Source organism: Acinetobacter sp. TWP2-2-3 (assembly GCF_049896445.1).
Lineage (GTDB): Bacteria > Pseudomonadota > Gammaproteobacteria > Pseudomonadales > Moraxellaceae > Acinetobacter.
The window spans coordinates 137,968-162,478 of record NZ_JAFCUI010000005.1 but is presented as its reverse complement, the minus strand read 5'-3'; the positions used below and the strand labels follow the sequence as shown (position 1 = coordinate 162,478).

Annotated in this window: 17 protein-coding genes and 1 pseudogene; 8 read left to right on the top strand and 10 right to left on the bottom strand. The window is 43.1% G+C overall.

The window, feature by feature from the left end; genetic code table 11:
• Window position 1: 1 nt before the first annotated feature.
• A complete protein-coding gene (locus tag ACP7AK_RS09200) occupies window positions 2-727 on the bottom strand; it encodes an ABC transporter ATP-binding protein (RefSeq protein WP_191111963.1) in 726 nt (241 codons plus the stop codon).
• A gap of 11 nt (window positions 728-738) precedes the next feature.
• On the opposite strand from ACP7AK_RS09200, the gene ACP7AK_RS09195 reads away from it, so the two are divergent.
• Window positions 739-1,368 carry an arylesterase gene (locus ACP7AK_RS09195; RefSeq protein WP_005104662.1) on the top strand — a complete coding sequence of 210 codons (630 nt, stop codon included), beginning with the start codon at window positions 739-741 and terminating at the stop codon, window positions 1,366-1,368.
• A gap of 43 nt (window positions 1,369-1,411) precedes the next feature.
• Here ACP7AK_RS09195 and ACP7AK_RS09190 read toward each other — a convergent pair whose 3' ends face one another.
• A complete protein-coding gene (locus ACP7AK_RS09190; RefSeq protein WP_004646264.1) occupies window positions 1,412-2,026 on the bottom strand; it encodes a carbonic anhydrase in 615 nt (204 codons plus the stop codon).
• Window positions 2,027-2,341: 315 nt separating this feature from the next.
• Here ACP7AK_RS09190 and ACP7AK_RS09185 point away from each other — a divergent pair, with 315 nt between their 5' ends.
• Both ACP7AK_RS09185 and ACP7AK_RS09180 read left to right on the top strand, forming a co-directional pair.
• Window positions 2,342-3,379, top strand: a complete 1,038-nt coding sequence (locus ACP7AK_RS09185) for an alpha/beta fold hydrolase (protein ID WP_425879694.1) — start codon at window positions 2,342-2,344, stop codon at window positions 3,377-3,379.
• A gap of 14 nt (window positions 3,380-3,393) precedes the next feature.
• Entirely contained in the window at window positions 3,394-4,395 is a 1,002-nt protein-coding gene (locus ACP7AK_RS09180) for a hypothetical protein (RefSeq protein WP_425879692.1), read from the top strand.
• A 42-nt stretch (window positions 4,396-4,437) separates the two neighbouring features.
• Here the strand turns inward: ACP7AK_RS09180 and ACP7AK_RS09175 are convergent, their stop codons facing one another.
• Both ACP7AK_RS09175 and nfuA read right to left on the bottom strand, forming a co-directional pair.
• Window positions 4,438-6,501: a TonB-dependent receptor domain-containing protein gene (locus ACP7AK_RS09175; protein ID WP_409653372.1), complete on the bottom strand. Its 2,064-nt coding sequence runs from the start codon at window positions 6,499-6,501 to the stop codon at window positions 4,438-4,440.
• A 194-nt stretch (window positions 6,502-6,695) separates the two neighbouring features.
• Window positions 6,696-7,334 carry a Fe-S biogenesis protein NfuA gene (nfuA, locus tag ACP7AK_RS09170; RefSeq protein WP_044111637.1) on the bottom strand — a complete coding sequence of 213 codons (639 nt, stop codon included), beginning with the start codon at window positions 7,332-7,334 and terminating at the stop codon, window positions 6,696-6,698.
• 158 nt (window positions 7,335-7,492) lie between these two features.
• Here nfuA and ACP7AK_RS09165 point away from each other — a divergent pair, with 158 nt between their 5' ends.
• Together ACP7AK_RS09165 and ACP7AK_RS09160 are read left to right on the top strand one after the other, a co-directional pair.
• Window positions 7,493-8,110, top strand: a complete 618-nt coding sequence (locus ACP7AK_RS09165) for a rhomboid family intramembrane serine protease (RefSeq protein ID WP_409653374.1) — start codon at window positions 7,493-7,495, stop codon at window positions 8,108-8,110.
• A 219-nt stretch (window positions 8,111-8,329) separates the two neighbouring features.
• A complete protein-coding gene (locus ACP7AK_RS09160) occupies window positions 8,330-9,871 on the top strand; it encodes a hypothetical protein (RefSeq protein WP_409653376.1) in 1,542 nt (513 codons plus the stop codon).
• A 429-nt stretch (window positions 9,872-10,300) separates the two neighbouring features.
• Here the strand turns inward: ACP7AK_RS09160 and ACP7AK_RS09155 are convergent, their stop codons facing one another.
• The gene (locus ACP7AK_RS09155; RefSeq protein WP_044111639.1) at window positions 10,301-11,920 is read right to left on the bottom strand and encodes an inorganic phosphate transporter; all 1,620 of its coding nucleotides are present in this window, start codon (window positions 11,918-11,920) and stop codon (window positions 10,301-10,303) included.
• A 536-nt stretch (window positions 11,921-12,456) separates the two neighbouring features.
• Here ACP7AK_RS09155 and metH point away from each other — a divergent pair.
• Entirely contained in the window at window positions 12,457-16,143 is a 3,687-nt protein-coding gene (gene metH / locus ACP7AK_RS09150) for a methionine synthase (protein ID WP_425879688.1), read from the top strand.
• A 192-nt stretch (window positions 16,144-16,335) separates the two neighbouring features.
• On the opposite strand, the gene ACP7AK_RS09145 is transcribed toward metH, so the two are convergent.
• Both ACP7AK_RS09145 and ACP7AK_RS09140 read right to left on the bottom strand, forming a co-directional pair.
• A complete protein-coding gene (locus ACP7AK_RS09145) occupies window positions 16,336-17,589 on the bottom strand; it encodes an RES domain-containing protein (RefSeq protein WP_370981897.1) in 1,254 nt (417 codons plus the stop codon).
• Window positions 17,590-17,747: 158 nt separating this feature from the next.
• Window positions 17,748-18,122, bottom strand: coding sequence for an endonuclease domain-containing protein (locus tag ACP7AK_RS09140; protein WP_425879685.1), 375 nt, complete (start codon window positions 18,120-18,122; stop codon window positions 17,748-17,750).
• A gap of 284 nt (window positions 18,123-18,406) precedes the next feature.
• Between ACP7AK_RS09140 and dhaK the strand changes: the two genes are divergently transcribed.
• A complete protein-coding gene (gene dhaK / locus ACP7AK_RS09135; RefSeq protein WP_425879683.1) occupies window positions 18,407-20,137 on the top strand; it encodes a dihydroxyacetone kinase subunit DhaK in 1,731 nt (576 codons plus the stop codon).
• 121 nt (window positions 20,138-20,258) lie between these two features.
• Here the strand turns inward: dhaK and ACP7AK_RS09130 are convergent.
• Window positions 20,259-21,533 (bottom strand): annotated as a pseudogene (locus ACP7AK_RS09130) (glutaminase).
• 343 nt (window positions 21,534-21,876) lie between these two features.
• Between ACP7AK_RS09130 and ACP7AK_RS09125 the strand changes: the two are divergent.
• Complete coding sequence (locus tag ACP7AK_RS09125; protein ID WP_195726078.1) at window positions 21,877-22,983, top strand: GGDEF domain-containing protein; 1,107 nt, start codon at window positions 21,877-21,879, stop codon at window positions 22,981-22,983.
• A 22-nt stretch (window positions 22,984-23,005) separates the two neighbouring features.
• Here the strand turns inward: ACP7AK_RS09125 and ACP7AK_RS09120 are convergent, their stop codons facing one another.
• Entirely contained in the window at window positions 23,006-23,812 is an 807-nt protein-coding gene (locus tag ACP7AK_RS09120) for an SDR family oxidoreductase (protein ID WP_425879681.1), read from the bottom strand.
• A gap of 20 nt (window positions 23,813-23,832) precedes the next feature.
• The gene (locus ACP7AK_RS09115; protein ID WP_425879679.1) at window positions 23,833-24,504 is read right to left on the bottom strand and encodes a hypothetical protein; all 672 of its coding nucleotides are present in this window, start codon (window positions 24,502-24,504) and stop codon (window positions 23,833-23,835) included.
• Between the last annotated feature and the right edge of the window lie 7 nt (window positions 24,505-24,511).

The window sequence follows — 24,511 nt, the reverse complement described above, 5'->3', positions numbered from 1 at the left end:
TTCATCCCCCACTCGGATGTTCAATCAGCTCGCCATTCAGCAATTCAAAATGCCGCTGGCACTGCTGCGCCAGTTTGCGGTCATGCGTGACCAGCACCAAAGTCGTCCCCAGTTCCCGATTCAGTTGAAAGAGTAGTTGTTCAATTTCTTTGGCAGTTTCGCCGTCGAGGTTACCCGTGGGTTCATCGGCAAAAATGATTTTTGGTTCACTAACCAGTGCACGAGCGATGGCTACACGTTGCTGCTCTCCCCCGGACAATACTTTTGGGGTTTGCTGCGTCTGTCGATCCAGACCAACTTTATGTAGTAATGCCAACGCCTTTTGCTCAGCTTCTGCATATTTAAAACCAGGTTGCAAACGTAATGGCAGCATTACATTTTCAAGTGCAGTCAGGTGCGGTAAGAGCTGAAAAGACTGAAAGACAAACCCGATATTTCTTAAACGTACCAGTGCACGTTGTTCTTCATTCAAGTTAGACACTGATTCGCCACAGACCATAAGCTGACCTGAACTTGCCTGATCCAGTGTCGCCAGAATACCCAGTAATGTGGATTTTCCGGAACCGGAACGACCGGTAATTGCCACTTGTTCTCCGGCCTGAATATCCAGATCAAGATCCTCAAAAATGGTGAGCTGTTTTTGTGAAAGTTGTATCTTTTGTGTCAATTTCTGGGCAGAAATAATAGCCTGTGGCATGATGGTCGAATCGTTGCTGCTTTGAATCATACGTGTCCTATATGAAAGATCTTAATCAGAAAACTCGGCTATTGCCTTACTTTTTTTTGCTCAGTCTGTGCCTGTTACCTCTTGGGGTTTCAGCAAAGACGATTATGATTTTAGGTGATAGTTTAAGTGCAGGTTATGGTATCCAGCCCCAGCAGGGTTGGGTACATTTATTACAAAAGCGTTTAGAGCAACAGTATCCGAAACAGCATAAAGTGGTCAATGCAAGTGTCAGCGGTGAAACCACCAGCGGAGCACTGGCCAGGCTGCCAAAATTGCTGCAGACGCATCGTCCAGACCTTGTGGTGATTGAGTTAGGTGGCAATGATGGCTTACGTGGACAACCACCGCAAATGATTCAAAAAAATTTAGCCAGCCTGATTCAGCAGAGCCAGAAAGCCAAGGCCAAGGTCATCGTCTTTGGCATAAAAATGCCGCCTAATTACGGGCAGGCCTATAGCAAGGCTTTTGAAAATAATTATAAAGTGGTGAGTCAGCAATATAAGGTGAAGTTATTGCCCTTCTTTATGCAGGGTGTCGCCGGTAATAAAACATTGATGCAAAAGGATCTGATTCATCCAAATGCTAAAGCACAGACAATCCTGTTAAATAATGCTTATCCATACATTAAAGGCGCTTTATAAAGCGCCTTTAACTTATTTTAGAATATATTTAGATGAATCGTGATTAGAAATCGAAGAATGTCACTTCACCAGTTTCCAGTGAATATTCAGCACCCACGACTTTTAGTTTTCCTTGTCCAATCAGGTTTTCCAGAACGGCTGAACCGTGACGCAACTGATTCACCGAAGCAAATACGTTGGAACGTACTGCATGCTTGGACAATTTTGCCAAGTCATTTTTCAGTTCAGTTTGCATTAAAGTTTCAACTGAAGGACGTACGCGGTTCACAATCGACATCAGGTTTGCCGATGGGGGGCAATCTGGACACATCAAGGTATCAATAGTCGCTTTAATCGCACCACAGTGACTGTGACCTAACACCACCACAATCGCGCAATCATAACGTGCCGCGGCAAATTCAACACTGCCGACCTGTGAGGGTGCAACAATATTACCTGCAACACGAATCACAAAAAGATCGCCGAGACCCTGATCAAAAACCATTTCGGCTGGAACGCGCGAATCTGAACATCCCAAGACAATCGCAAACGGATTCTGATCCTCTGCCATTTCTGCGCGCTGTTGGTGGCTAAGTTGTTTTGGATGCGTGGTATCGCCACTGACAAAACGTTGGTTACCCTGTCTAAGACGTTCTAAAGCTTCTTGAGCTGTGAGCATTCTTTTCTATCACCGATGGTTTTAGTTGCAATATCTTACTGCCAGTTTTTTTGAATGTCACTTGCAAAAAATCTTAGCTGATTAAATTTTTAGCATTTATCTAATTTCATTTCTGCAGGTAATTTATGCGCAATACATCACATTTTCCAGTCATTTAATGTAATTCAGCAAAAAACTAATGGGTGACAAGCGCAAAGATTGATTTAAAATAGAGTGAAGAATAATGTTTTTATTTGAATGAAAATTGCAAATTTATAACATGGAAGTATTTTGATTGAGCAATTTGCTCACTGGGTTTGTTTTGGGGAATGGCCAATGAAGAAAATAATAAAATTGCGCTCGAAAATGATTTGTTCAGCCGTAGTTGCCTTAAGCATGGCATTACCGGGCCTGACACATGCTCAAATACTATTTAGCCAGAAAAATGAAACATCTGCCAAAGTCTTGCAGCAGCATCTGTTACAAGAACGCAGCCTTGCCGGTCTCAAATCCAAGACCCTCAAAATTGGCGAGGTCACCTGGAGTTATAGCGAAGGCGGTGCCAAGAACAAACCATCCATTCTACTGATTCATGGTCTGGCCGGCACGCGCGACAACTGGAACCGGGTCGCCCAGTTTCTGACGCCCTATTATCATGTCATTATTCCGGATCTGCCAAGCAACGGCGACACCAAAGTTCCGGAAAATTTTGATGTTTCTGTGCCCAATGTGACCTCTCAACTGCGTTTGTTCCTTGAAACCTTAAATGTGGACGAAAATTTACACATTGCCGGCCACTCTCTGGGTGGATCGATTGCTACGGTGTATGCTTCACAATATCCTTTCGATACGCAAAGTCTTTTTTTAATCAATAGTGCTGGTCTTTACAAAATGGGGAATACTCCCTATACCAAAGATCCTCAAGCCTTAAAAGACCTGATCGTCAGCAAACCCGGTGATCTGCAAGATGTTTCCAAACAGCTGATGCAGAATCCGCCAGTGATTCCTTATCAGTTACGGCATGCACAGGAAAAACTGTTGATTTCACGCGCTGAACAAACCAGCAAATCGATTGATCAGGTGGTGATGCTAAATCGGATTTATACACCGGAAACCTTTGCCCGCCTGACCCGCACGGTAGAAGCACCCACCTTGATTTTATGGGGCAGACAGGATCGGATCATTAATGTCGAAGTAGTTAAAGAACTGCATGCCCTGCTGAAACGTGCCGAGAAACCAGTGATTTTAAATAATGTCGGGCATATGCCGATTCTTGAAGCAGAAAAACAGGTTGCACAACATTATTTGCCTTTTCTGGCCAAGACGCAGACCCTAAAAAACCCGCTTGCTGATAAACTCATTCCTTTAAATTAAGTTTCAGAGATGCTATGCAGAAACACCCGATGATTGAGCAGTTGATCGATGCTCAACTTGATTTTCTCGATCAGGCATTTTCTCAATCTGAAACGATTCAAAGCGAGTTTCATGCATTTTATTTGTGGCTACGTAAACAGACGCTAAAAGAGCTGTGGAGTTGTGAACTGATCAACCAGCTTTTACAAAAACAGATTCTGGGTACTGCCGCCAGCAGCTTTCTGATTGAACAGATTGCCGAGCATATCCGTTTTGCCCTGGTGCATCCGGCCAATGATTCCACCACGATTGCCGATCTGATTCCAGTACTGACCGTAGACAAAATCGCCCAGTATGTGGCCAGTAAAAGTGGCCATCGGCAGCGTCTGATTAAAACCATAGTGAATAATCCGGCATTTTCCGCCATGATTACCCAATTGATCCAGCATTCCATTCAGGATTATCTGGATAACTCCATGATTGCCAAAAGCGTACCCGGGGTTTCCCGCTTTATGAAAATGGGCAAATCGGTACTGGAAAATGTTACCGATACCAACCTCGATAGCACCATTGCACGTTATCTGCAAAAGAACATTCTAAAGCTCAGCCAGATGAGTGAGCATGTGCTGAACCAGCATTTTGACGATGAAAAACTCTATCATTTTCAGGCCAATCTCTGGCATAAAATCAAAGACATGCCAGTATCGGTCTTGAAGAATTATATTGAGCTGCAGGACCTGAATCAGACGATCGGCTTAGGTCATGATATCTGGGATCATATACGTCAGACAGACTATCTGCAGCAGCAAGTGCATGACGGAATTCATACCTGGTATGTCCGCAATCAGGAACATACCTTTGATCAGTTATTACGTGATCTGAATATTGATGAAGCGCTAATTCAGAATGAATTGCAGCAACTGCTCAGTCCGGTAATCCAGCAGATGGTTTCTCAAGGCCATTTACGTGAACGTGCGCGCAAATATCTGGCACAATTTTATTACCATGCAGATACTTTGAAAATTCTTAAGATTTAAATAAAAAGCCGCTTTATAGCGGCTTTTTATATTTTCATTTGCTTAGAATTTTGCATTCAGACTGATACCGTAACGACGACCATCCAATAGTTGATCACCATCAATATCTTCAGCTTTTTCATCCACTAGGTTATAGACACCAAATTTACCTGTTAGATTCGGACTGAATTTATAGTTAAAGCCGACATCTACAAATTGGTAACCTGGGTTTGGCTGAGCCATAGATGTACGGCTCAAGTAAGCAGAGGTTTCAGAACGATGGTGCAAGCGGCTCCATACATTGAGTGCATCATTTAGCTCATAATCCACACCAATATTAAACATGTGTTCCGGCATCTGGTTCAGCGGCTGACCTTTAAAAGCACCCGATCTAAACTCTGAATCGGTATAGGTATAGTTTGCAGTCAATGTTGTGTAGTCATTCAGACTGGCTTCTACGGTTGCTTCTATACCGCGAATTTCTGCTTCATCCACATTAATCCGTTCACTAATAAAGTAGAATGGAATATCCCCTTCGAAACATTTCCAATTCTTCCAGTTATTACGGTTTGTTGTGGTGCCATCAGTATCGGTTTCACAGGCACGAACTTCCGTAATACGATCTTCATATTTAGTGATAAAGCCAGTCAGCGATGTATTGATATAATCATTTTTCCAGTTGAAACCTAATTCAGTGGATACGCTTGATTCAGGCTCCAAGTCCGGATTGGCACGAATAATGCCACGGCCTGTTGCTAAGGGTGAACCACCGCCACCCGTGACGCTATAGAAACCTTCTGTGGCTGCACGAATATCAGGCTGTTTATAACCTGTAGCCACACCACCTTTTACTACAAAGTTATCATTTACCGCGTACACCCCATACAGTCGTGGCGATAAATGGCCACTATAGTTTTCATCATGATCATAACGTAAGCCGGCGGTTAAGTCGAAACGATCCGTAATACTCCAGGTGTCTTCAAGGAAAGCGGCAGCAGACCAACGTGTTAATTCACTAAATTCAGGTGCATTAGGATTCCGGTTAGTCGCTTTATCGACCAGTTTTTCATCTTTAAGATATCCCCCGAATGACAGCGTATGATCACCTAAGGCTAAGTTCCATTGACTGTTCGCTGTCCAAGTATCCAGGGTAATCCCTTTGGTGCCGAGTTCCGTATTGCCACGATCTGGATTTTTTGAATTTTCATATTGAATATAAGATGAACTGTCTAAGTTATCGCTATAACGGCCATTATGGGTTAAGGAATAAACATTACGATAATTACGCGAGAATGAATCTGCAGCACCTTGAGCAGGTGCTACCGTTTCCCCTACAGACGTAGTTGATTCCTGCTGCACGAAATTAGCTTCAACTTGTACATCATGATCATCATTAATGGCATAGGTCAGACGTGAATTTAAGCTTTCACGTTCTGTCCCACGGAAGCCGCCAACATAATGATCTTCATTACGTTCCTGCTTATTGACTGCCAGCTGCAAGCCCAGCTTGTCTGCAATTAAAGGACCCGAAAGATATGCAGAACCATTTTTAATATCACCTGAACGGCTACTATCCTGAATTGTGGTTCCTAATTCGACATGACCAGACCATTCATCCGACACTTTTTTGGTAATGATATTGACTACCCCGCCCATAGCATCCGTACCATAGAGTGTAGAAGCTGGACCACGAATAATTTCAATACGTTCGATGGCGGCAAGTGGTGGCAGAATATTTTTCTCAAAACCGCCATCATCCCCATTCGGGTTCACATCCTTGCCATATTGACGCTTACCATCGACCAGAAACAAGGTGTAGTTTGAACTCATGCCTCGAATACTGATGGTCTGTGCAGAACCCGAACCCGAAACCACGACCCCAGGCGTATTACGCAGCACATCAGTAATGTCGTTATATTCACGTTTATCCAATTCTCCACGATCAATCACAGTAATGGAAGCAGGTGCTTTAGCCAAATCTTGCTCATAACCTGTTGCGGTCACCACAATCGTTTGCAGTTTAGTCGCTTCCGCCTGTGGAACAACAGCTTCGACTGCAAATGCATTACCCGTCATGAGTGAAGTTACAGCAAATGCCAAAGTGGTTTTTAAGAATGGCTTATTCATACCTTGCGCGCCCCAATATTTATGAAGAAATCATGTTTATTCGGTTGCGAAGTGTAACAGCTTTCTACTCAAATTCAATTGCTATTGATAATTATTATCATTAATATTTACTAAATTTTAAGCCAGATATAAAAAAACCTCGAAAGTTCGAGGTTTTTTTTATATGCGATAAATGAACTGTTATATAGAACAGCTTATTTCATATACGCACCTTCAGACTGACTATGATCCGTTTCATCAACGACATTCATCAATTCAGGAATATGCTGTTTTAGCGTTGTTTCTACACCTTGTTTCAAAGTGATATCAATCGCTGAACAGCCCTGGCAACCACCACCAAATTTAAGTACAGCGGTTAAACCTTTTTCAGGGTCTTCTTTGACTTCAACCAGTGCACAGTTACCGCCATGACCTGCCAGGCCCGGGTTAATTTCAGACTGCAATACATAGGTAATACGCTCTTCTACCGATGCATCTGGACCCACGCGTGGCACTTTGGAATTCGGTGCACGGAAAGTCAACTGACCACCAAAACGGTCTTTGTTGTAGTCAATCACGGCATCGAGTAAATACGGAATAGATGGCGAGTCGATAAAAGCAGGGAAATCAGGATATTCCTGCTTATAATCCGTCGGTACAACTTCATCAGGTGCACTATAGGCCATGCAACATTCAGCGCGAGGAGTACCCGGATGCTCTACAAAAACACGCACACCAATACCCGGGGTGTTCTGTTTATCCAGTAGATCCTTTAAATACTCTTGTGCTGTTGGTGTAATCAATAAGTTGGGAATTTCACCAACAACTGGAGTGCTGCTGTTCTCAGTCGACATAACAATAATTTCCTCAAGCTCAAGCGGCCATTTTAACTGAAGATGCGGGGTAATTTTTAAAAATCAACTAAAATTGTCGGATTTATTATAAAAGTACAACTTTAGCTCAATTTTAATGGCATGATAATTGGCAAATAGGCACCCTTAGAATCATTTATATGCTTGATTTACCTTTTAATCATACCGTGACCATTATTCTGATCACCTGTATTGTGTCATTTATTGCTTTCTCCAAAGAGACGGTGATGAATCGCCTGATTTTCTGGCCACCGGCACTGCAACGTGGACAATATGACCGCTTTATTACGCATGGCTTTATCCATGCGGATGGAGCTCATCTCTTGTTTAACATGATTACCCTGTTCTTCTTCGGCAGCGTGATTGAAAGCTTTTATCGTCAATATCTGTATGACCTGGGTTTTATCCTGTTTTACCTCGGTGGTCTGATCGCAGCGATTCTGCCAAGTTACCTGAAGCATAAAAATGATGCGCGCTGGGCCAGTCTCGGCGCTTCCGGTGCAGTCTCGGCTGTACTGTTTGCCTATATTCTGTTTGAACCTTGGAAGTTGATCTTTGTGTTCTTCATTCCGGTTCCTGCCATTATTTTTGCTGTGCTGTATATAGCCTATAGCATTTGGTCAGGCAAAAAAGGCAATAGCAACATTAATCATAGCGCGCATTTATGGGGAGCGGCTTACGGGGTGGTCATGACGATTATTCTGGAGCCACGCCTGATTCCGCATTTCCTGAATAAACTGATGCAGGTTCCGTTTTAATCAGGTTTTTTAAATATTGAAGGAATAAAGCTACATATGAGTTAAGCCTCATATTTCTGCTGAAAATGGATAAGAGAGCTACTGCTCTCTTATTCGTTTGAAACATCTCGTAATATATTAGAAAGTGATGATGTCACTTAATGCCAATCTTGGACTGAATTTTGCAGCGATAATGTATACATCTGTATATTAATTACTGTCATTCTCGAGATATTTTGCATGTCCATTACACCAGACGGTCTTCAATTTCCTCTTCAGTCTCCGCAACAAAAACCAAGTAGCTCCAAAGCAGGACGCGCGATCATCGCAGCAGCCTTAGCCAATGTCGATTCACGCAGTTCTCAACAGGCACAATCAGAAAAAAACTGGCGCAAACACTACACAGTACATTTTAAGCAGCTGGTCGAGCAAGGATTAAGTTCCCCTGAATCCAGCTTGAAAATTGCCGAAGATGGATTGGCAAAAGCACATCAGACTTTTGAATTTTACCGTGATGGTCAAAAGTATGTATTACAAGATGCTTTAACTCTGCCCGCGGGTCAGTTGCATACCTTCAAGCTGACAGGTAATAGCAAATCGGCACCAGAATGGTATGTGCCTTACCACGGTCAAAAGCTGCAAGGTGATGCCTTATTGGAGCAGATTGAGCGCTGGGAAAGCCAAGGCATCGTGGAAACCAGTCATGCCAATGCCCTGCGTGAATGTGTGGTACATCCTGAATGGTTTGACTTGTCAGATCGGACGGCGGTGCTGTTTGGTGCAGCATCTGAAGCCGGTCCTCTGACCTGGCTGGCGAAATGGAAAGCCAATATTGTAGCGATTGATCTGCCGAATACCCGTGTATGGGGCAAGATTGTTGATACCATCAACCAAGGCAATGCCACGCTGTATGCGCCATGTACTGAAGACCTGCCTGCTGATACTTCACTTGATATTTTAAAAGAAAAACTGGGGGCGAATTTGCTGACCCAGATTCCTGAAATTGCCAAATGGTTATTACAGTTCGAGCAGGATCTGGATCTGGCTGCAATTGCCTATCTGGATGGTGAAAAACATGTTCGGGTCTCCATGGCGATGGATGCCATCATGCAGCATGTCAGCCAGCAAAAAGCTAATACCAGCCTGATGTACATGTGTACGCCGACCGATGTTTATGCGGTTCCGAGTGAAGTGATTGAAGCGTCAAAAGTAAAATATACTGAACGCTCCAAGGCACAGGCAATCATCTCCAAAGGTGTTTCCACTTTAAGCCGCAAACATTTTTTCCAGAAAAATGCGCATGAACTGATTCAGTCTGGTGATCAGGCGTATGGTATTTGTGACTGTCTGGTGGTTGAACAAGGCCCGAACTATGCGCTGGCAAAACGTATCCAGCAATGGCGTGCCACCTTGGCTCGCGCTCAAGGCCAACGGGTCAGTATCAATATTGCGCCTTCGACGACCACCTATTCCGTGACCAAGAATCCGCTATTAAAAGCCGCATTTAACGGTGCCAGCCTGTTTGATGTTGAAGCTTTCGCGCCTGAAACCACCAATGCGATTATGGCGGCACTATGGATTCATGATCTGCGCAACCCAGAATCGGTGGCCAATCCTGAAGTGAAGCTAAACCATCCGCTTGAATTGATGATGCATGGTGCGAATCATGGCGGTTTGTGGCGAGTCGCCTATCTGGCGCGTACTGCACTGCCTTTTGCTGCCTTATATGGTTTTGCGACAGAGAAGTTGCCAAAAGGATTATTGAGTAAGTTGAAGAAGTAATTTTTTTATTATCTTCATCCAATTTTTCCATAAGAAAGGTAATCGTTATTTTTAAAGTTCTCCCCTCGTTGCGTAGCAGTGCTGCTCATCCCTAAAGCAGAGAGAACTTTAATTGAAAATGGGCGTTCCCTCTCCTTCTAGGAGAGGGTTAGGGAGAGGTTAATTTAGGCTTTCAATCATTCAAATTCTTATGAATGTGCTTTGGGCAGATTTAAGTTGATCTATTTTATAGCTTCTTTTTTTCTTTACTTTTGAAAGATCAAAAGTAACAAAAATCTTTTGTTAAGCTGATGATATGTCCCTATATCACAGCCTAACGGCGACATCCCTGTCGCCTTAATCGTAATTTAGATTCCTCTTTTACATCCTTAATTTTTCTTCCACCCATAAAAAAAGCTGCTCTAGAGCAGCTTTTTTTGTCTAAATAACTTAGAACACTTTTAACAGCACCCAGTACAAACCACCTGACAGACAGATCGTTGCTGGTAAAGTAAAGATCCAGGCAGACAGAATAGTTTTCACCATCTGGAAGTTCAGACCTGACTTGTTCGCCACCATGGTACCTGCTACTGCAGAGTTCAATACATGGGTGGTTGATACCGGCATACCAAAGCCATCTGCCGCTGCAATAGTTGACATTGCCACAAGTTCGGCAGACATACCCTGACCATAAGTCATATGCTGTTTACCAATACGCTCACCAACCGTCACGACAATACGCTTCCAGCCGACCATCGTACCCAGACCAAGTGCCAAGGCTGTCGCCACTTTCACCCAGGTCGGAATGTATTGCAGGAATGAATCCAGATTGTCGCGGTATTCATCTACTGTTTTTTCCTGTGCAGCACTCATTGCCGGTAAAGCTTCTGCTTTATCCAGACGTTTAAATGCTGTAGTGCTCAGGTACATGTCATTACGGAATTCAGATACTTGAGCTTCAGGAACATCCTTAATGCTGGTATAGCTACCAACTTTTTCACCCAGATGATCCGTCAAGCTTGCCAATGCAGGCACGACTTCAGGGGTAATTTCCTTGGTCTGAATGTACTTGGTGATCACATCACGGGCTTGTTCATCCGGAATGTCCTGATGATTTGGATAGATCACATCCGCTGTTTGTGCAGATAACTGACCAAAAGACTGAATATGTTGTGCATCCAGATTCTTGTTCAGCGAGTACGCTAAAGGTACACAGCCGATCAGGATCAGCATGATCAGGCCCATACCTTTTTGACCGTCATTTGAACCATGGGCAAAGCTCACCCCAGTACAGGTAAAGATCAGCATGGCACGAATCAATGGTGGCGGTGGCTTGTTACCTTCAGGTGGCTGGAACAATTCCAGTTGACGCTTGAAGATTTTTTTCACCAGCAGGAACACAATCGCAGCAAATGCAAAACCGATTAAAGGCGAGAATAACAGCGCCTTACCGACTTTCATCACCTGCTCCATGTCTATACCTGAAGCGCCAGTACCGGCATTCAGAATATAGTTCATGATGCCCACACCCAGAATCGAACCGATCAGGGTATGTGAACTGGATGCCGGAATACCGAGGAACCAGGTTCCCAGATTCCAGAGAATTGCCGCGATCAGCATGGCAAAAACCATGGCAAAACCTGCTCCGGAGCCGACATTCATGATCAGCTCGACTGGCAATAACGCAATAATGCCGTAAGCGACCGCACCACTGGCGACCATAACCCCAAGGAAGTTACAGAAGCCGGCCCACATCACTGCGACAGGAGCTGAAAGTGCATTGGTATAAATGACTGTGGCCACAGCATTGGCGGTATCGTGAAAGCCATTGACGAACTCAAAGCTCAACGCAATAAAAAGTGCCGTCGCTAACAAAATAACTGAATACAAGCCCAAGGCCGGTACATGCGCTAAATCTGCAGACAACTGGAAGCCGATATAAATCAGCGTAGTGATAATAAGAGTCAGGAACACCGGCATAAAGAATTTCGGTGTTGGCACATGAACATTGGTCGACTTTTGGGAAGCCGACCCGTGTGCTGAATCTACGGGAGTTTGATTAGGATTCATGCAAGCAGGAATAGAGGATTCAAGAATCCCCATATTGTTCAGTTAAATTGTGACAATTATATGACAAACTGCTGTCATATGAAGCAATTATTTGGATTTTCTTGCTGCTATTCGTCCTGTTTAATTCCGACTAAAACACTAGATTTTGATTTTATAAATCAATTACTTAAGATAAGATTCCAGCTTATTTAAGCTTAGCAACCGCACATATTTTGCTACCAAAACGATTCAAACCCTGCCTGTCATCAAGCTGAGCAAAAGTTTCATTTGCACAGCATAAGCCATCAATATGACAATTTCATGAATGAAAGCATCAGCTTAATTTTTTGATTTTGTTTACTGCCTGAAAGGCATCGAATCAGATGTGAGATTGCAATATTTTCTGATCCGGATGTTAAAACTTGTTGTTTTTCTAGATGACTTATCAAATTTTCATATCATGCTTATCCATCATTCTGAGCAATCTCAGCAGAAATCAGCCAACTAATCTGCTAAGATTAGCGTCGTTTTTTTTGATTTCTGCTGAGAAAGTTTGAATGTCTACACTTACCACTTTAAAAGAACTTCTTGCCAAAAGAATTTTAATTATCGATGGTGCGATGGGTACCATGATCCAGCGCCATAAACTGGAAGAAGCCGATTATCGTGGTGAGCGTTTTGCTGACTGGGCCTATGATCTCAAAGGCAATAATGATTTGCTGGTACTGACTCAGCCACAGATCATCCAAGGTATTCATGAAGCTTACTTAGAAGCTGGCGCCGACATTATTGAAACCAACACCTTTAACGGTACCCGCGTTTCAATGTCGGATTACCACATGGAAGATCTGGTTCCTGAAATTAACCGTGAAGCTGCGCGTCTGGCCAAAGAAGCCTGTGCCAAATATTCAACGCCTGAAAAACCACGCTTTGTAGCCGGTGTGATTGGTCCGACATCGCGTACCACTTCTATTTCTCCAAACGTGAATGATCCGGCGTTCCGTAACATCACTTTTGATGCACTCAAAGTTGACTATATTGAATCGACCAAGGCCTTGATCGAAGGTGGTGCAGACATCATCCTGATCGAAACTGTGTTCGATACTTTAAATGCCAAAGCTGCCATCTTTGCAGTAAAAGAAGTCTTTAAAGAATTAGGCTATGAACTGCCAATCATGATTTCAGGTACGATTACTGATGCATCAGGTCGTACTTTAACCGGTCAAACCGCTGAAGCCTTCTGGAACTCCATGCGTCATGCAGAGCCGTTATCTATCGGCTTTAACTGTGCCCTAGGTGCAGATGCGATGCGTCCACACGTGAAAACCGTGTCTGACGTTGCCGATACCTTTGTTTCAGCGCATCCAAACGCTGGCTTGCCAAATGCCTTCGGTGGTTATGATGAAACGCCGGAAGAAACTGCGGCCTTCATTAAAGAATTTGCTGAAAGTGGCTTAATTAATATTACCGGTGGTTGCTGTGGCACTACGCCGGATCATATCCGTGCGATTGCAAATGCTGTTGCAGGCATTACCCCTCGTCAAATTCCTGAAATTGAACCGGCTTGTCGTTTAAGCGGTTTAGAGCCATTTAACATCACCAAAGATTCACTGTTCGTGAACGTCGGTGAACGTACCAACGTCACCGGTTCGAAAAAATTCCTGCGTCTGATTCGTGAAGAAAACTTCGCCGAAGCGCTTGATGTTGCCCGTCAACAGGTTGAAGCTGGTGCACAGATCATCGACATCAACATGGATGAAGGCATGCTCGATTCGCAAGGTGCGATGGTGCATTTCCTGAATCTGATTGCTTCTGAGCCGGATATTTCACGCGTACCCATCATGCTGGATTCTTCTAAATGGGAGATTATCGAAGCGGGCCTGAAATGCGTGCAAGGTAAAGCCGTGGTGAACTCAATTTCCTTAAAAGAAGGTCATGACGAATTTGTCGAACGTGCCCGCCTCTGTCGTCAATATGGTGCAGCGGTCATCGTAATGGCATTTGATGAAGATGGTCAGGCCGATACTGCTGCGCGCAAAAAAGAAATCTGTAAGCGTTCTTATGACGTTTTAGTCAATGAAGTGGGCTTCCCGTCTGAAGATATTATCTTTGACCCGAACGTCTTTGCGATTGCGACCGGTATTGAAGAACACAACAACTATGGTGTGGACTTTATTGAAGCGACTGGCTGGATTAAACAGAACCTGCCAAATGCGATGATTTCTGGTGGTGTATCGAACGTATCGTTCTCATTCCGTGGTAACGAACCGGTACGTGAAGCAATTCACTCGGTATTCCTGTATCATGCCATTCAGCAAGGCATGACCATGGGGATTGTAAATGCCGGTCAGATGGCAATTTACGATGACATCGATAAAGAGTTGAAAGAAGCCGTTGAAGATGTTGTTCTAAACCAGAACCAGGGTGAAAGTGGTCAGGAAGCGACCGAAAAACTGCTTGCTGTTGCGGAAAAATACCGTGGTCAAAGTGGTACGCAAAAAGCCGAAGAAAATCTTGAGTGGCGTAATGAGTCTGTTGAAAAACGTCTAGAATATGCATTGGTAAAAGGCATCACCACTTATATTGATCAAGATACTGAAGAAGCACGTTTAAACTCTACACGCCCACTCGATGTGATCGAAGGTCCTTTGATGGCGGGTATGAACGTGGTCGGAGATCTGTTCGGTGCCGGTAAAATGTTCTTACCGCAAGTAGTGAAATCTGCACGCGTGATGAAACAGGCTGTGGCGTGGTTGAACCCGTTCATTGAAGCCGAGAAAACTCAAGCCGAAGCAAAAGGTAAAATCCTGCTGGCTACGGTGAAAGGCGACGTACACGATATCGGCAAAAATATCGTGGGTGTGGTATTAGGCTGTAATGGTTATGACATCGTGGATCTGGGCGTGATGGTGCCATGCGAGAAGATTCTGCAAACTGCGATTGATGAAAAAGTTGATATCATCGGTTTGTCTGGTCTAATCACGCCGTCATTAGATGAAATGGTGTTTGTTGCCAAAGAAATGCAGCGAAAAGGCTTTAACATTCCATTAATGATTGGTGGTGCGACGACTTCTAAAGCACATACCGCAGTGAAAATCTCACCGCAATATCATAATGATGGCGTGTACTACACGGCTGATGCTTCTCGTGCGGTGGGTGTTACAACGCAATTACTTTCTGCCGAGATGAAACCAAAACTGGCAGCAGACTATGCCGCGGATTATGAAAAAATTCGTACCCGTCTTGCTAACAAGCAACCGAAAGCGGCGAAATTGTCTTATCAAGAGTCAGTTGAAAACGGCTTCAAGATCGACTTCGACAAGAATGCACCGGTTAAACCAAACTTCATCGGATCTGAAACTTTCACAAATTATCCGCTTGAAACTTTGGTGGAATATTTTGACTGGACGCCGTTCTTTATTTCATGGAGCCTGGCAGGTAAATTCCCGAAAATCCTTGAAGATGAAGTGGTGGGTGAAGCTGCACGTGACTTGTATGAACAAGCTCAAGCAATGCTGAAAGACATCATCGAGAATAAACGCTTTGATGCGCGTGCAACGTTCAGCATTTACCCTGCAAACCGTGTAGCCGCAGATACAGTTGCGGTTGCTGATGAATCAGGTAAGGTGACACACAACTTCGAGCACTTACGTCAGCAATCTGACAAAGTCACTGGCAAAGCAAACTACTCTCTGGCTGACTTTATTGCGCCAAAAGATGTAGCTCAGGATTACTTGGGTGGCTTTGCCGTGTCGATCTTTGGTGCGGAAGAATTATCTCAAGAATACAAAGCCAAAGGCGATGACTATAACGCAATTATGGTTCAGGCCTTGGGTGACCGTTTTGCCGAAGCATTTGCAGAGCACTTACACGAGCGTATTCGTAAAGAGTTCTGGGGCTACCAAGCAGATGAAGTTTTATCAAATGATGATTTGATCAAAGAGAAGTATGTCGGTATTCGTCCTGCACCGGGCTACCCTGCTTGTCCTGAGCATTCGGAAAAAGCGCCATTGTTTGACTGGTTAGGTACGACCGACAAAATTGGTACGTACTTAACGACAAGTTTTGCAATGTGGCCACCTTCATCAGTCAGCGGTTTCTATTATGCAAACCCTGAAACTGAATACTTTAACGTGGGTAAAATCTCTGGCGATCAGTTGGAAGATTATGCGAAGCGTAAAGGTTGGATGTTGGATGAAGCGAAACGTTGGTTGGCACCGAATTTGGATGATTCTGTGGTGTAATCCCCCTCGCCCCCCTTTTTCAAAGGGGAAAGAGTCCATTCGTATCGAATATAAAAAATCCCCTCAATTGAGGGGATTTTTTGTTTGTAATCTTTTAATCTCCCCTACCCCCTCTTTGAAAAAGAGGGGGATTTCACGGATCAAACTGATTACGTGAAAGCTCCTCCCTTTTTAAAGGGAGGTTGAGAGGGCTTAAATCCAGTCTGTTGATTCTCTCATTCTTGGATGAGATATATATTCAATTTCAGTTGTAATTACTATTGATTTGACTTGTGAAATACTTAGACCATATATTGCATTTGTATTCCATGAGAAATAAATTCTATTGTTTCCTGTTGAAAAAGAACTATCGATTCCTTCACTAGTAACTTCAGGAAATAGAATAATATTATCAGCAGTAGGTAATTGTACTGACTTTAAATAAATTCCATGAATCTGAGTACCAAATTTAACTCTTAGATATTCAAAAAAGTATTGGCTTATTAAATAATCAAATTTTCCACTTTCAAGCTTTGGTTTAGACACACTTGCTATTAATTTTTTAAAAAAAATATAGATATCCAATTTTTCCAAATAATTTTCATCTAAATGATGAGGATATAATCCCTTTGCTAATTTATTCAGATTTAATAATTGTAGTTCTACTCTATTAGAAAATTGAGCAATACCAACATATTGCCCAACCAAAGCTCTAATTTCAGCTACACATGCCATTTTATCTGTAGACAAATAAAGAGCTGAAATTCCAAAAGGTGTCATTCTTTGATCACTAGCCAAGAATGACGGTACTAATCCAAATTTATCTCGAATATTTTTTGCAATATCTTCATTTGCTTTTTCAAATTCAAATGTCAGATTATTTTCATTAATTTCTTTCAATAATGCATTACTACTATCGAAACTTCTTCCACGATATAAAATGGTATTCGGTGTAATAATGCTTAAAAGTGAATGTTGGATTTTATTATTATCTAGCAAGTATTCAAAAGTATGATCCAAGAATTCCTTTAGTCTTGGATTAAAAAACCTAAATTCATGTTTAAAACTTTTCTGGATTTTTTCCCACTCACGCTCTTTATGACAACCATCATATTCCTCTAAAGAATCATCATAAAGTACTAATAACTCATCACCAAATATATCATCTGCATCTTCAGCTAATTTTTCTGTTAGTTCCTCATTTAACTCCAACCATTCAATTAAATTATAAAAATTGCTCACACCCTCCTCATCATGTGCTTCATAAAACCAACCTGCTCTATCTGGCAAATCCCTCAAAAATTTATAATTAGTAGATATAACCTGAAATAATTTATTTTTAAAGATTTCATAATCCAAATGCTCAGTTTCGCTTTGACACTCTGTACAAAACTGAATTTCAAAATTTTCTTTATTGTATGTATAAGGTGGTAACTTTTTGTCAATACAACTTTTACAAATCAACATTTATAAATCCAAATATTCTTATTAAAAATTAGCATACTATAAACTAAAATCACTTTGATTTCTTAACACTCCCTCCCCGCCTTTTAAAGAGAGAGGGACAACATGAATCAATAACTGCTATAAAATTCGAGGGAAGTCCCCCTTTGCAAAAGGGGGATTTAGGGGGATTCGTTTGAAAGCTCATTCACACAACGTTGATAAATCACTTCCACCACATCATCCAACTGCCCCATCACCTGCCCATTATCAAATCTCAAAACACGTAGACTCAAATGTGCCAAAGCTTCATCTCGGACTCGATCCGCTTCTAAGCCTTCATTTGTAAAGTGCTGACTGCCATCGCACTCAATAACAAAATTGGCAGCAGGACAGTAAAAATCTACGATGTAATTCAAAATTGGCTTTTGCCGATAAAACTGCAAACCTAAAATTTGCTTGTTCCGCAGCCGTGACCATAACAGCTTTTCAGCATCCGTCATGTTGTTGCGTAAATCCCGCGAAGCTTGTTTTAATTTTTTATTGTAGGGTTTCATTTTTTATTCTACTAATTTGTTTTCATAAATCCCTCCTAACCTCCCTTTTGCAAAGGGAGGAACAACACGAATCCAAAAACCATCATCAAATTCGCGTGAAGTCCCTCTTTCTCAAAGAGGGATTTAGGGAGATTCATTTATATAGATTTTATAGATCAAAGTTAGTCTACTGTCCATTCTTCCCCCAACCCACCCGTTTTTACATATTTTAGTCAGACAAACCCGCCACAATTCCGCATACTTAACAAAAATTTACCTCTCCCATTTAACCCATTGGTGCAACAATGAAAAAACTCATCAACAACCCTGAAAATCTGGTTGTCGAAATGTGCAAAGGCTTTGTCCTTGCTCACCCTGAACTGACATTTACCGAATCGCATAAAATCATTTCACGTAAACAAAAACACAATAACGTGGCACTGATTAGTGGCGGTGGTAGTGGTCACGAACCTGCACATGCGGGCTTTATCGGTACAGGCATGTTAGACGCGGCTGTATGTGGTGACGTGTTTGCATCACCTTCTCAAATTCAGGTCTACAAAGCCCTGCAACATGTGGCAACAGACAAAGGCGTTTTGATGATCATCAAAAACTATTCTGGCGATATGATGAATTTCCAGAATGGTGCAGCACTTGCTCAGGAAGATGGCATTAAAGTCGATTATGTAAAAGTGGCGGATGATATTGCCGTTAAAGACAGCCTCTATACGGTTGGTCGTCGTGGTGTTGCTGGTACCATCTTCGTGCATAAAATTGCCGGTGCTGCTGCCTCTAAAGGTTATGAACTTGCTCGCGTGAAAGAGCTGGCTCAAAAAACAGCAGATAACGTGATTAGCCTTGGTTTTGCCTTTACCTCTTGTACCGTTCCTGCCAAAGGCACACCCACCTTCACCTTGGCGAATGATGAAATGGAATACGGCGTCGGCATCCACGGTGAACCCGGCATTCGTCGTGAAAAAATCCTGCCATCGAAAGAAATGGCACAACGTATGGTCGATGACTTATTTCTTGACCGTCCTGACATGCAAGAAGTTGCGTTGTTGGTGAATGGCTTTGGTTCAACACCAATGCAAGAACTGTATGTATTTAACAATGATGTATGCGAACATCTGGCACGTAAAGGCATCAAGATTTACCGTACATTTGTTGGCAACTACATGACCAGTATCGACATGAATGGTGCATCGGTCTCATTACTTGCTGTGGATGATGAACTGAAAACCTATCTGGATGCGGAAGCCAATACCCCTGCCTTAAAGCTTGATGGCTCACCTGCACTACCATTTGAATTTGCAGCACAAGATGCAGCAGCAAAACAAACCGCCAATACCGAAGTTGAAACCCAAGCAGAACATGCTGAAATTCAGAACGAGCAATTCACGATTGAAAACATGCGTTATGTGGTCGATGTGATGGCGGCCTGCATCATCAAAAACGAAGTGCCATTCTGCGAGCTGGATGCCCATGCAGGTGACGGCGATTTTGGTATGAGCGTCGCCAAAGGCTTTAAACAACTGAAACGCGAATGGCAAAGCCTGATTCAAGCGCAGCACATGGATGAATTCCTGCTGAATAGTTCCATGATTATTATGGAACATTGTGGCGGTGCGTCAGGGCCAATTTGGGGTTCTGCTTTCCGTTCAGCCAGCAAAGCCATTCAAGGTAAACAAATCCTAAGCGTGGCAGATTTTGCCGAGATGCTGCAAGCAGCAGTGAAAGGTATTCAAGTGACAGGTGAGCGTTCATTTGGTCGTGGTGCTGTGGTCGGTGACAAAACCCTGATTGATGCTTTGGTTCCTTGCGCAGACTCTTGGTCAGCCAATACCGACAAGAGGTTTAAAGAAAACTTTGTCTTAGGTGCAGAGGCCGCAGTAAAAGGTGCAGAATCCACCAAAGAGATCGTGGCGCGTATGGGCCGTGCTGGTACAGTCGGTGATCGTAGCTTAAGCTATCCGGACGCAGGCGCACACGGCTTAGGCGTGATCTTTACGGACATTGCCGAGCATATTAAATAAGCTTTGCAATATTTAAAAAGAGCCTCGACACTGTTTGGGGCTTTTTTATCTTTCATTTCCTTTACTGAGCAAGTTTAAAAGCACAAATAATGAAAGGCATACTCATCTCTATAAGTATGGCTTAACTAAACTTCTCTAAATAGCGCTCTAACTCTTCTGTCACCACTACCCGCTTATTGCCTTTCACCTGTTCCTCACCCAATACGCCTTCTGAGTCAATGACCACCACTTTGTGTCCATTCGCTTGTAAACGTTTGACGCCTTCAAATAACATGCGTCCACCTACATCATGAATCAAAGTTAAATTAGTCAGGTCTATGACTATACGTGTTTTAGCGTCTGGCTCATCCTGCAAGATCCGCAGCAACATTTCCGATTCGGTAAATTGCAATACACCGCGCAGCTCATACACGATAATGTCATTGTTCTTACCTGCTGTATAACGACTTTGCAAAATGGTCTGTGCCGATGGCGTCCCTTCCATCAGATGCAAGCCCATGTCACGCGACAAACGCTCAAAAATATCTACCCCACGTACACTATGCCCATGCTCATCAATTTTAGGAGAAAAAACCACAATTCCCACCTGCCCAGGCAATACCCCGATAATTCCACCCGACACACCACTTTTGGCAGGAATGCCCACCGTAGTCAGCCAGTCACCCGCCGCATCATACATGCCACAGGTCATCATCACGCTGAGCACTTGGCGCACTACATCACGCTCTAACAACTGTTTGCCAGTTTTGGCCTGAACACCACCATTAGCGAGCACACTACAGATATTTGCCAGATCTTTGACCGTCACCTTAATCGCACATTGCTTGATATATCCATTGACGATTTCCACAGGATCCGAATCAAGCACACCTACAGTACGCAGCATATAGCCAATCGACAGGTTCCGGAATGCAGTTTTGACTTCCGACTTATACACCTGCTTGTCGAATTCCAGTTGACGTCCTGCCAGCTCACTTAAAAAACGGCGTTAGCATTCCGCACGTGAAATGCCTTTTTGTACCGGAATCAAAGAATGCGTGGTAATCGCACCCGAGTTAATCATTGGATTTTTAGGAAGATTGGTTTCTTTATCTAGCGAAATCTGATTAAAAGCCTCTCCTGAAGGTTCAACGCCGACCTTTTCCAGTACTGCTGGAATTCCCAAATGCTGCAATGCCAAGGCATAGGCAAAAGGCTTGGACATCGACTGCATGGTAAATTCGGTTTCATCATCTCCCGTGGAATAAATCGTGCCATCCACCGTGGTCAGCGCCAAAGCGAACTTGTTTGGATCTACCGCTGCCAGTTCAGGGATATAGTCAGCCAAAGCGCCCTGATCATTATCATGACAGACCGTTAATACATGCTGGAGATAATCGGGCACCGGGGTTTTCATTCAGATAGATCCTTTATATTTTCATCCTGTTTCCACCTTAAATTTTCAGGATAAAACTACAAGTCCAAATTGGTAGCATTTTATAAATACGTCCATCGATTTGGACTAAAACAAATGCCTTTTCAGCTCAATGATCATCAGGAGTAAGGGGCATTTTGATATTATTTTTTTGAGTTTTTATAAAATATCGAGCGGTTCAACAGGTCATTTCGATTAGTTTGATTATCCATTTTATTTATATTTTTCATCGCAATAAATGATATTATTCACCCACCTGCTCACATTATAATCTAACACGCTGATCCCGGATTTGAATTTTTACAGTCTACTCGTGCCCAGCATCATGTCGAGCCTGGGGATCATCACGCTGAGTATTTCCTATTATAAAGGCTTACCTAATTATTTAAGATCTTATGCTTATGCACTGATTCTGATTGGCGTAACGATATTACTCAATACCGTTTTATCTGCAGCAGTTTTAGTTGAAATCTCCAGTTTCATTGCTGCTCTTTACTTCTTGTCCTGTACCTTTCACAGCAAAGCCATTTATGAGCGTTTAAAAATCGACTATGTATGGCCAAACTATATTTACCTGATTGCCTTGGGTGCGTTTGGCATTTACTACTTTACCCAAGTGACTGCTGACCAGACTGCCCGTTTGCTGATTATTGGTAGCATTACTGCGGCAATTTATTTGCACCGCCCGATTGCCTTTATTCGGACGAGTACACGCTTACGTATCGACAGTTACCTGAAAATTTTTACCCTCGCGACCGCGTTCATCATCATGGGTCGTGCCTTGCTATTCTCTGTTTTACTTGAGGATCAGGGATTTGTCGCCCATTACGAACCGGCATGGGCATTTACGCAGCTGCTCCTGCTGCTGATTGATCTGATCTTTTTAGGTTTATTCATTGGCTGTGCAATTTTGGATCTGGTGCGAAAGTTGCAACGGGAGCGCCATCACGACCCGCTGACCGGATTATTAAACCGTCGTGGCTTTGAAGCCTATATTCAAAAAATAGATCCCAATCCCGCCTTACAGCATGCAGTTTTGATGGCAGATCTAGATCATTTCAAAGCCGTTAATGATCGTTATGGACATCAGGTCGGTGATCTGGTTTTACAACATATCAGTCAGATATTTAAAGCCAATATTCGGGACAAAGACCAAGTGTCACGTATTGGTGGTGAAGAGTTTCTGCTCGTCTTGCATGACATTCAAAAAGATGCCGCCTTTAAAATTGCTGAACGGATCCGGTTACAGCTTGAAGAAACCCCATTACATCATGAACAGCAGCATATTTACCTGACTATCAGTATCGGAGTCAGCTTCTTCAATCATCCTAATCAGATTAAAGAAGCCACTTTAGCGGCTGATCATGCCATGTATCAGGCCAAACAGATGGGCCGTAATCAGGTTCAATTCGCTCAAGAGAAAATTGCCTGAATTTGATAAAACTTTAAATCTCTTATTTCACCTTGGTCTTGCGAATCATTTTGTACAGCACCTTGGGGGAAATACGTGAAACTAGCACACCAAGTTTTTCTTTCTTTCCGCCAATCACGATATATTCTTCGCCGCACTGCAAGGCTTGTACTGTTTGACGGGCAAAATCTTCTGCCGACAGACCATTTTCAATCGCTTCATCCTGCTTGGCTTGTGGCTTGCCTTCCCCATTTAAAGCATTAAACGACACATTGGTTTGAACAAAGCCCGGGAATATCACTGAGACCTGAACGCCCTGATCAGCAACTTCAGCACGTAAACTATTGGCCCACATATGAATCGCTGCTTTGGCTGCTGAATAGGAGGCGCGATACTGGGTGCCAAGCAAACCTGCCACACTGGAAATAAACACGATACGACCTGATTTTTGTGCCAGAAAGGTCGGCAATACCATTTTGGTGAGAAATACCTGCGAGAAATAATCGACTTCCATAATAGCGCGTTCAGTCTGCATGGTGGTGTGCTGAATCAGGGCACGTTGACTGAGTCCTGCATTATTAATCAGCCAGTCAATCCGGCCTTTTTGTTGCAAAACCTGTTCATAGGCATGACGAACCTGGCTTTCATCTGTGATATCGGCAATAACTGAAATATGCTGATCCGGATTGGTGAGACTTTGGCGAACATTTTCCAGTTCTTCCTCTCGGCGTGCAGTCAGTACCACCTGTGCCCCAAGTGCAGCACATTGCTGGGCAATCGCCTTGCCAATCCCTGAAGATGCGCCGGTAATCCAGACCACTTTTCCATTTAAGTCTTCAACTTTCGCCATGAAATCCTGTTTCCCTTGTTTTAATGAATATGGTACGGCATTTCATCTTCCAGAAATACCAGCAAATGCTCAAAATAATAACTCATGGTATCGGCATCATAGATGCTACCGAGCTTGTCAAAACGTTTATAGCCTAACTGGGTGGTTAAATGAATCACCCCATTCAAGGTTTTATCGACCACGACATTAAATTTCAACATTTTTTTCGGTTCACGGATTAAATGCGTCACCCCTTGATCGACCACCTGAGTAAAGGCTTTTAAAGCGGGTGATACATATTGGTGATTACCATTTTTCATCTGGTCAATACAGCCGAGCAGTTCCATCACCAGCAATTTTTCTACCGGATAACGGACAAAAGCATCACCTTGATACTCATAGGTCATGCGATGCAAATAGTTCACCATAGGCATCAGCCGCTCATTGCCAAACAACGAAACCGACCACGGCATATATTTACGGGTGTTATGCATAATCTGCTGAATCACTTTTTCGGAATCACTGTCCGGTGAATTGGCCAGCTGCACCACCTGACCAAAAATCTGGTCAATAATTTCACAGGCCATATCGGCCAGATTTTCACCTAAGGGTCTGGCAAGACTGTCTCGCTCGCCGGCATTTAATCTGGAATGAAGATCTTTAAAGCGCTGATGGGTTTCGGGTTGAAGCTTCAGGGAAATGCTATAGCTCATCTTATTA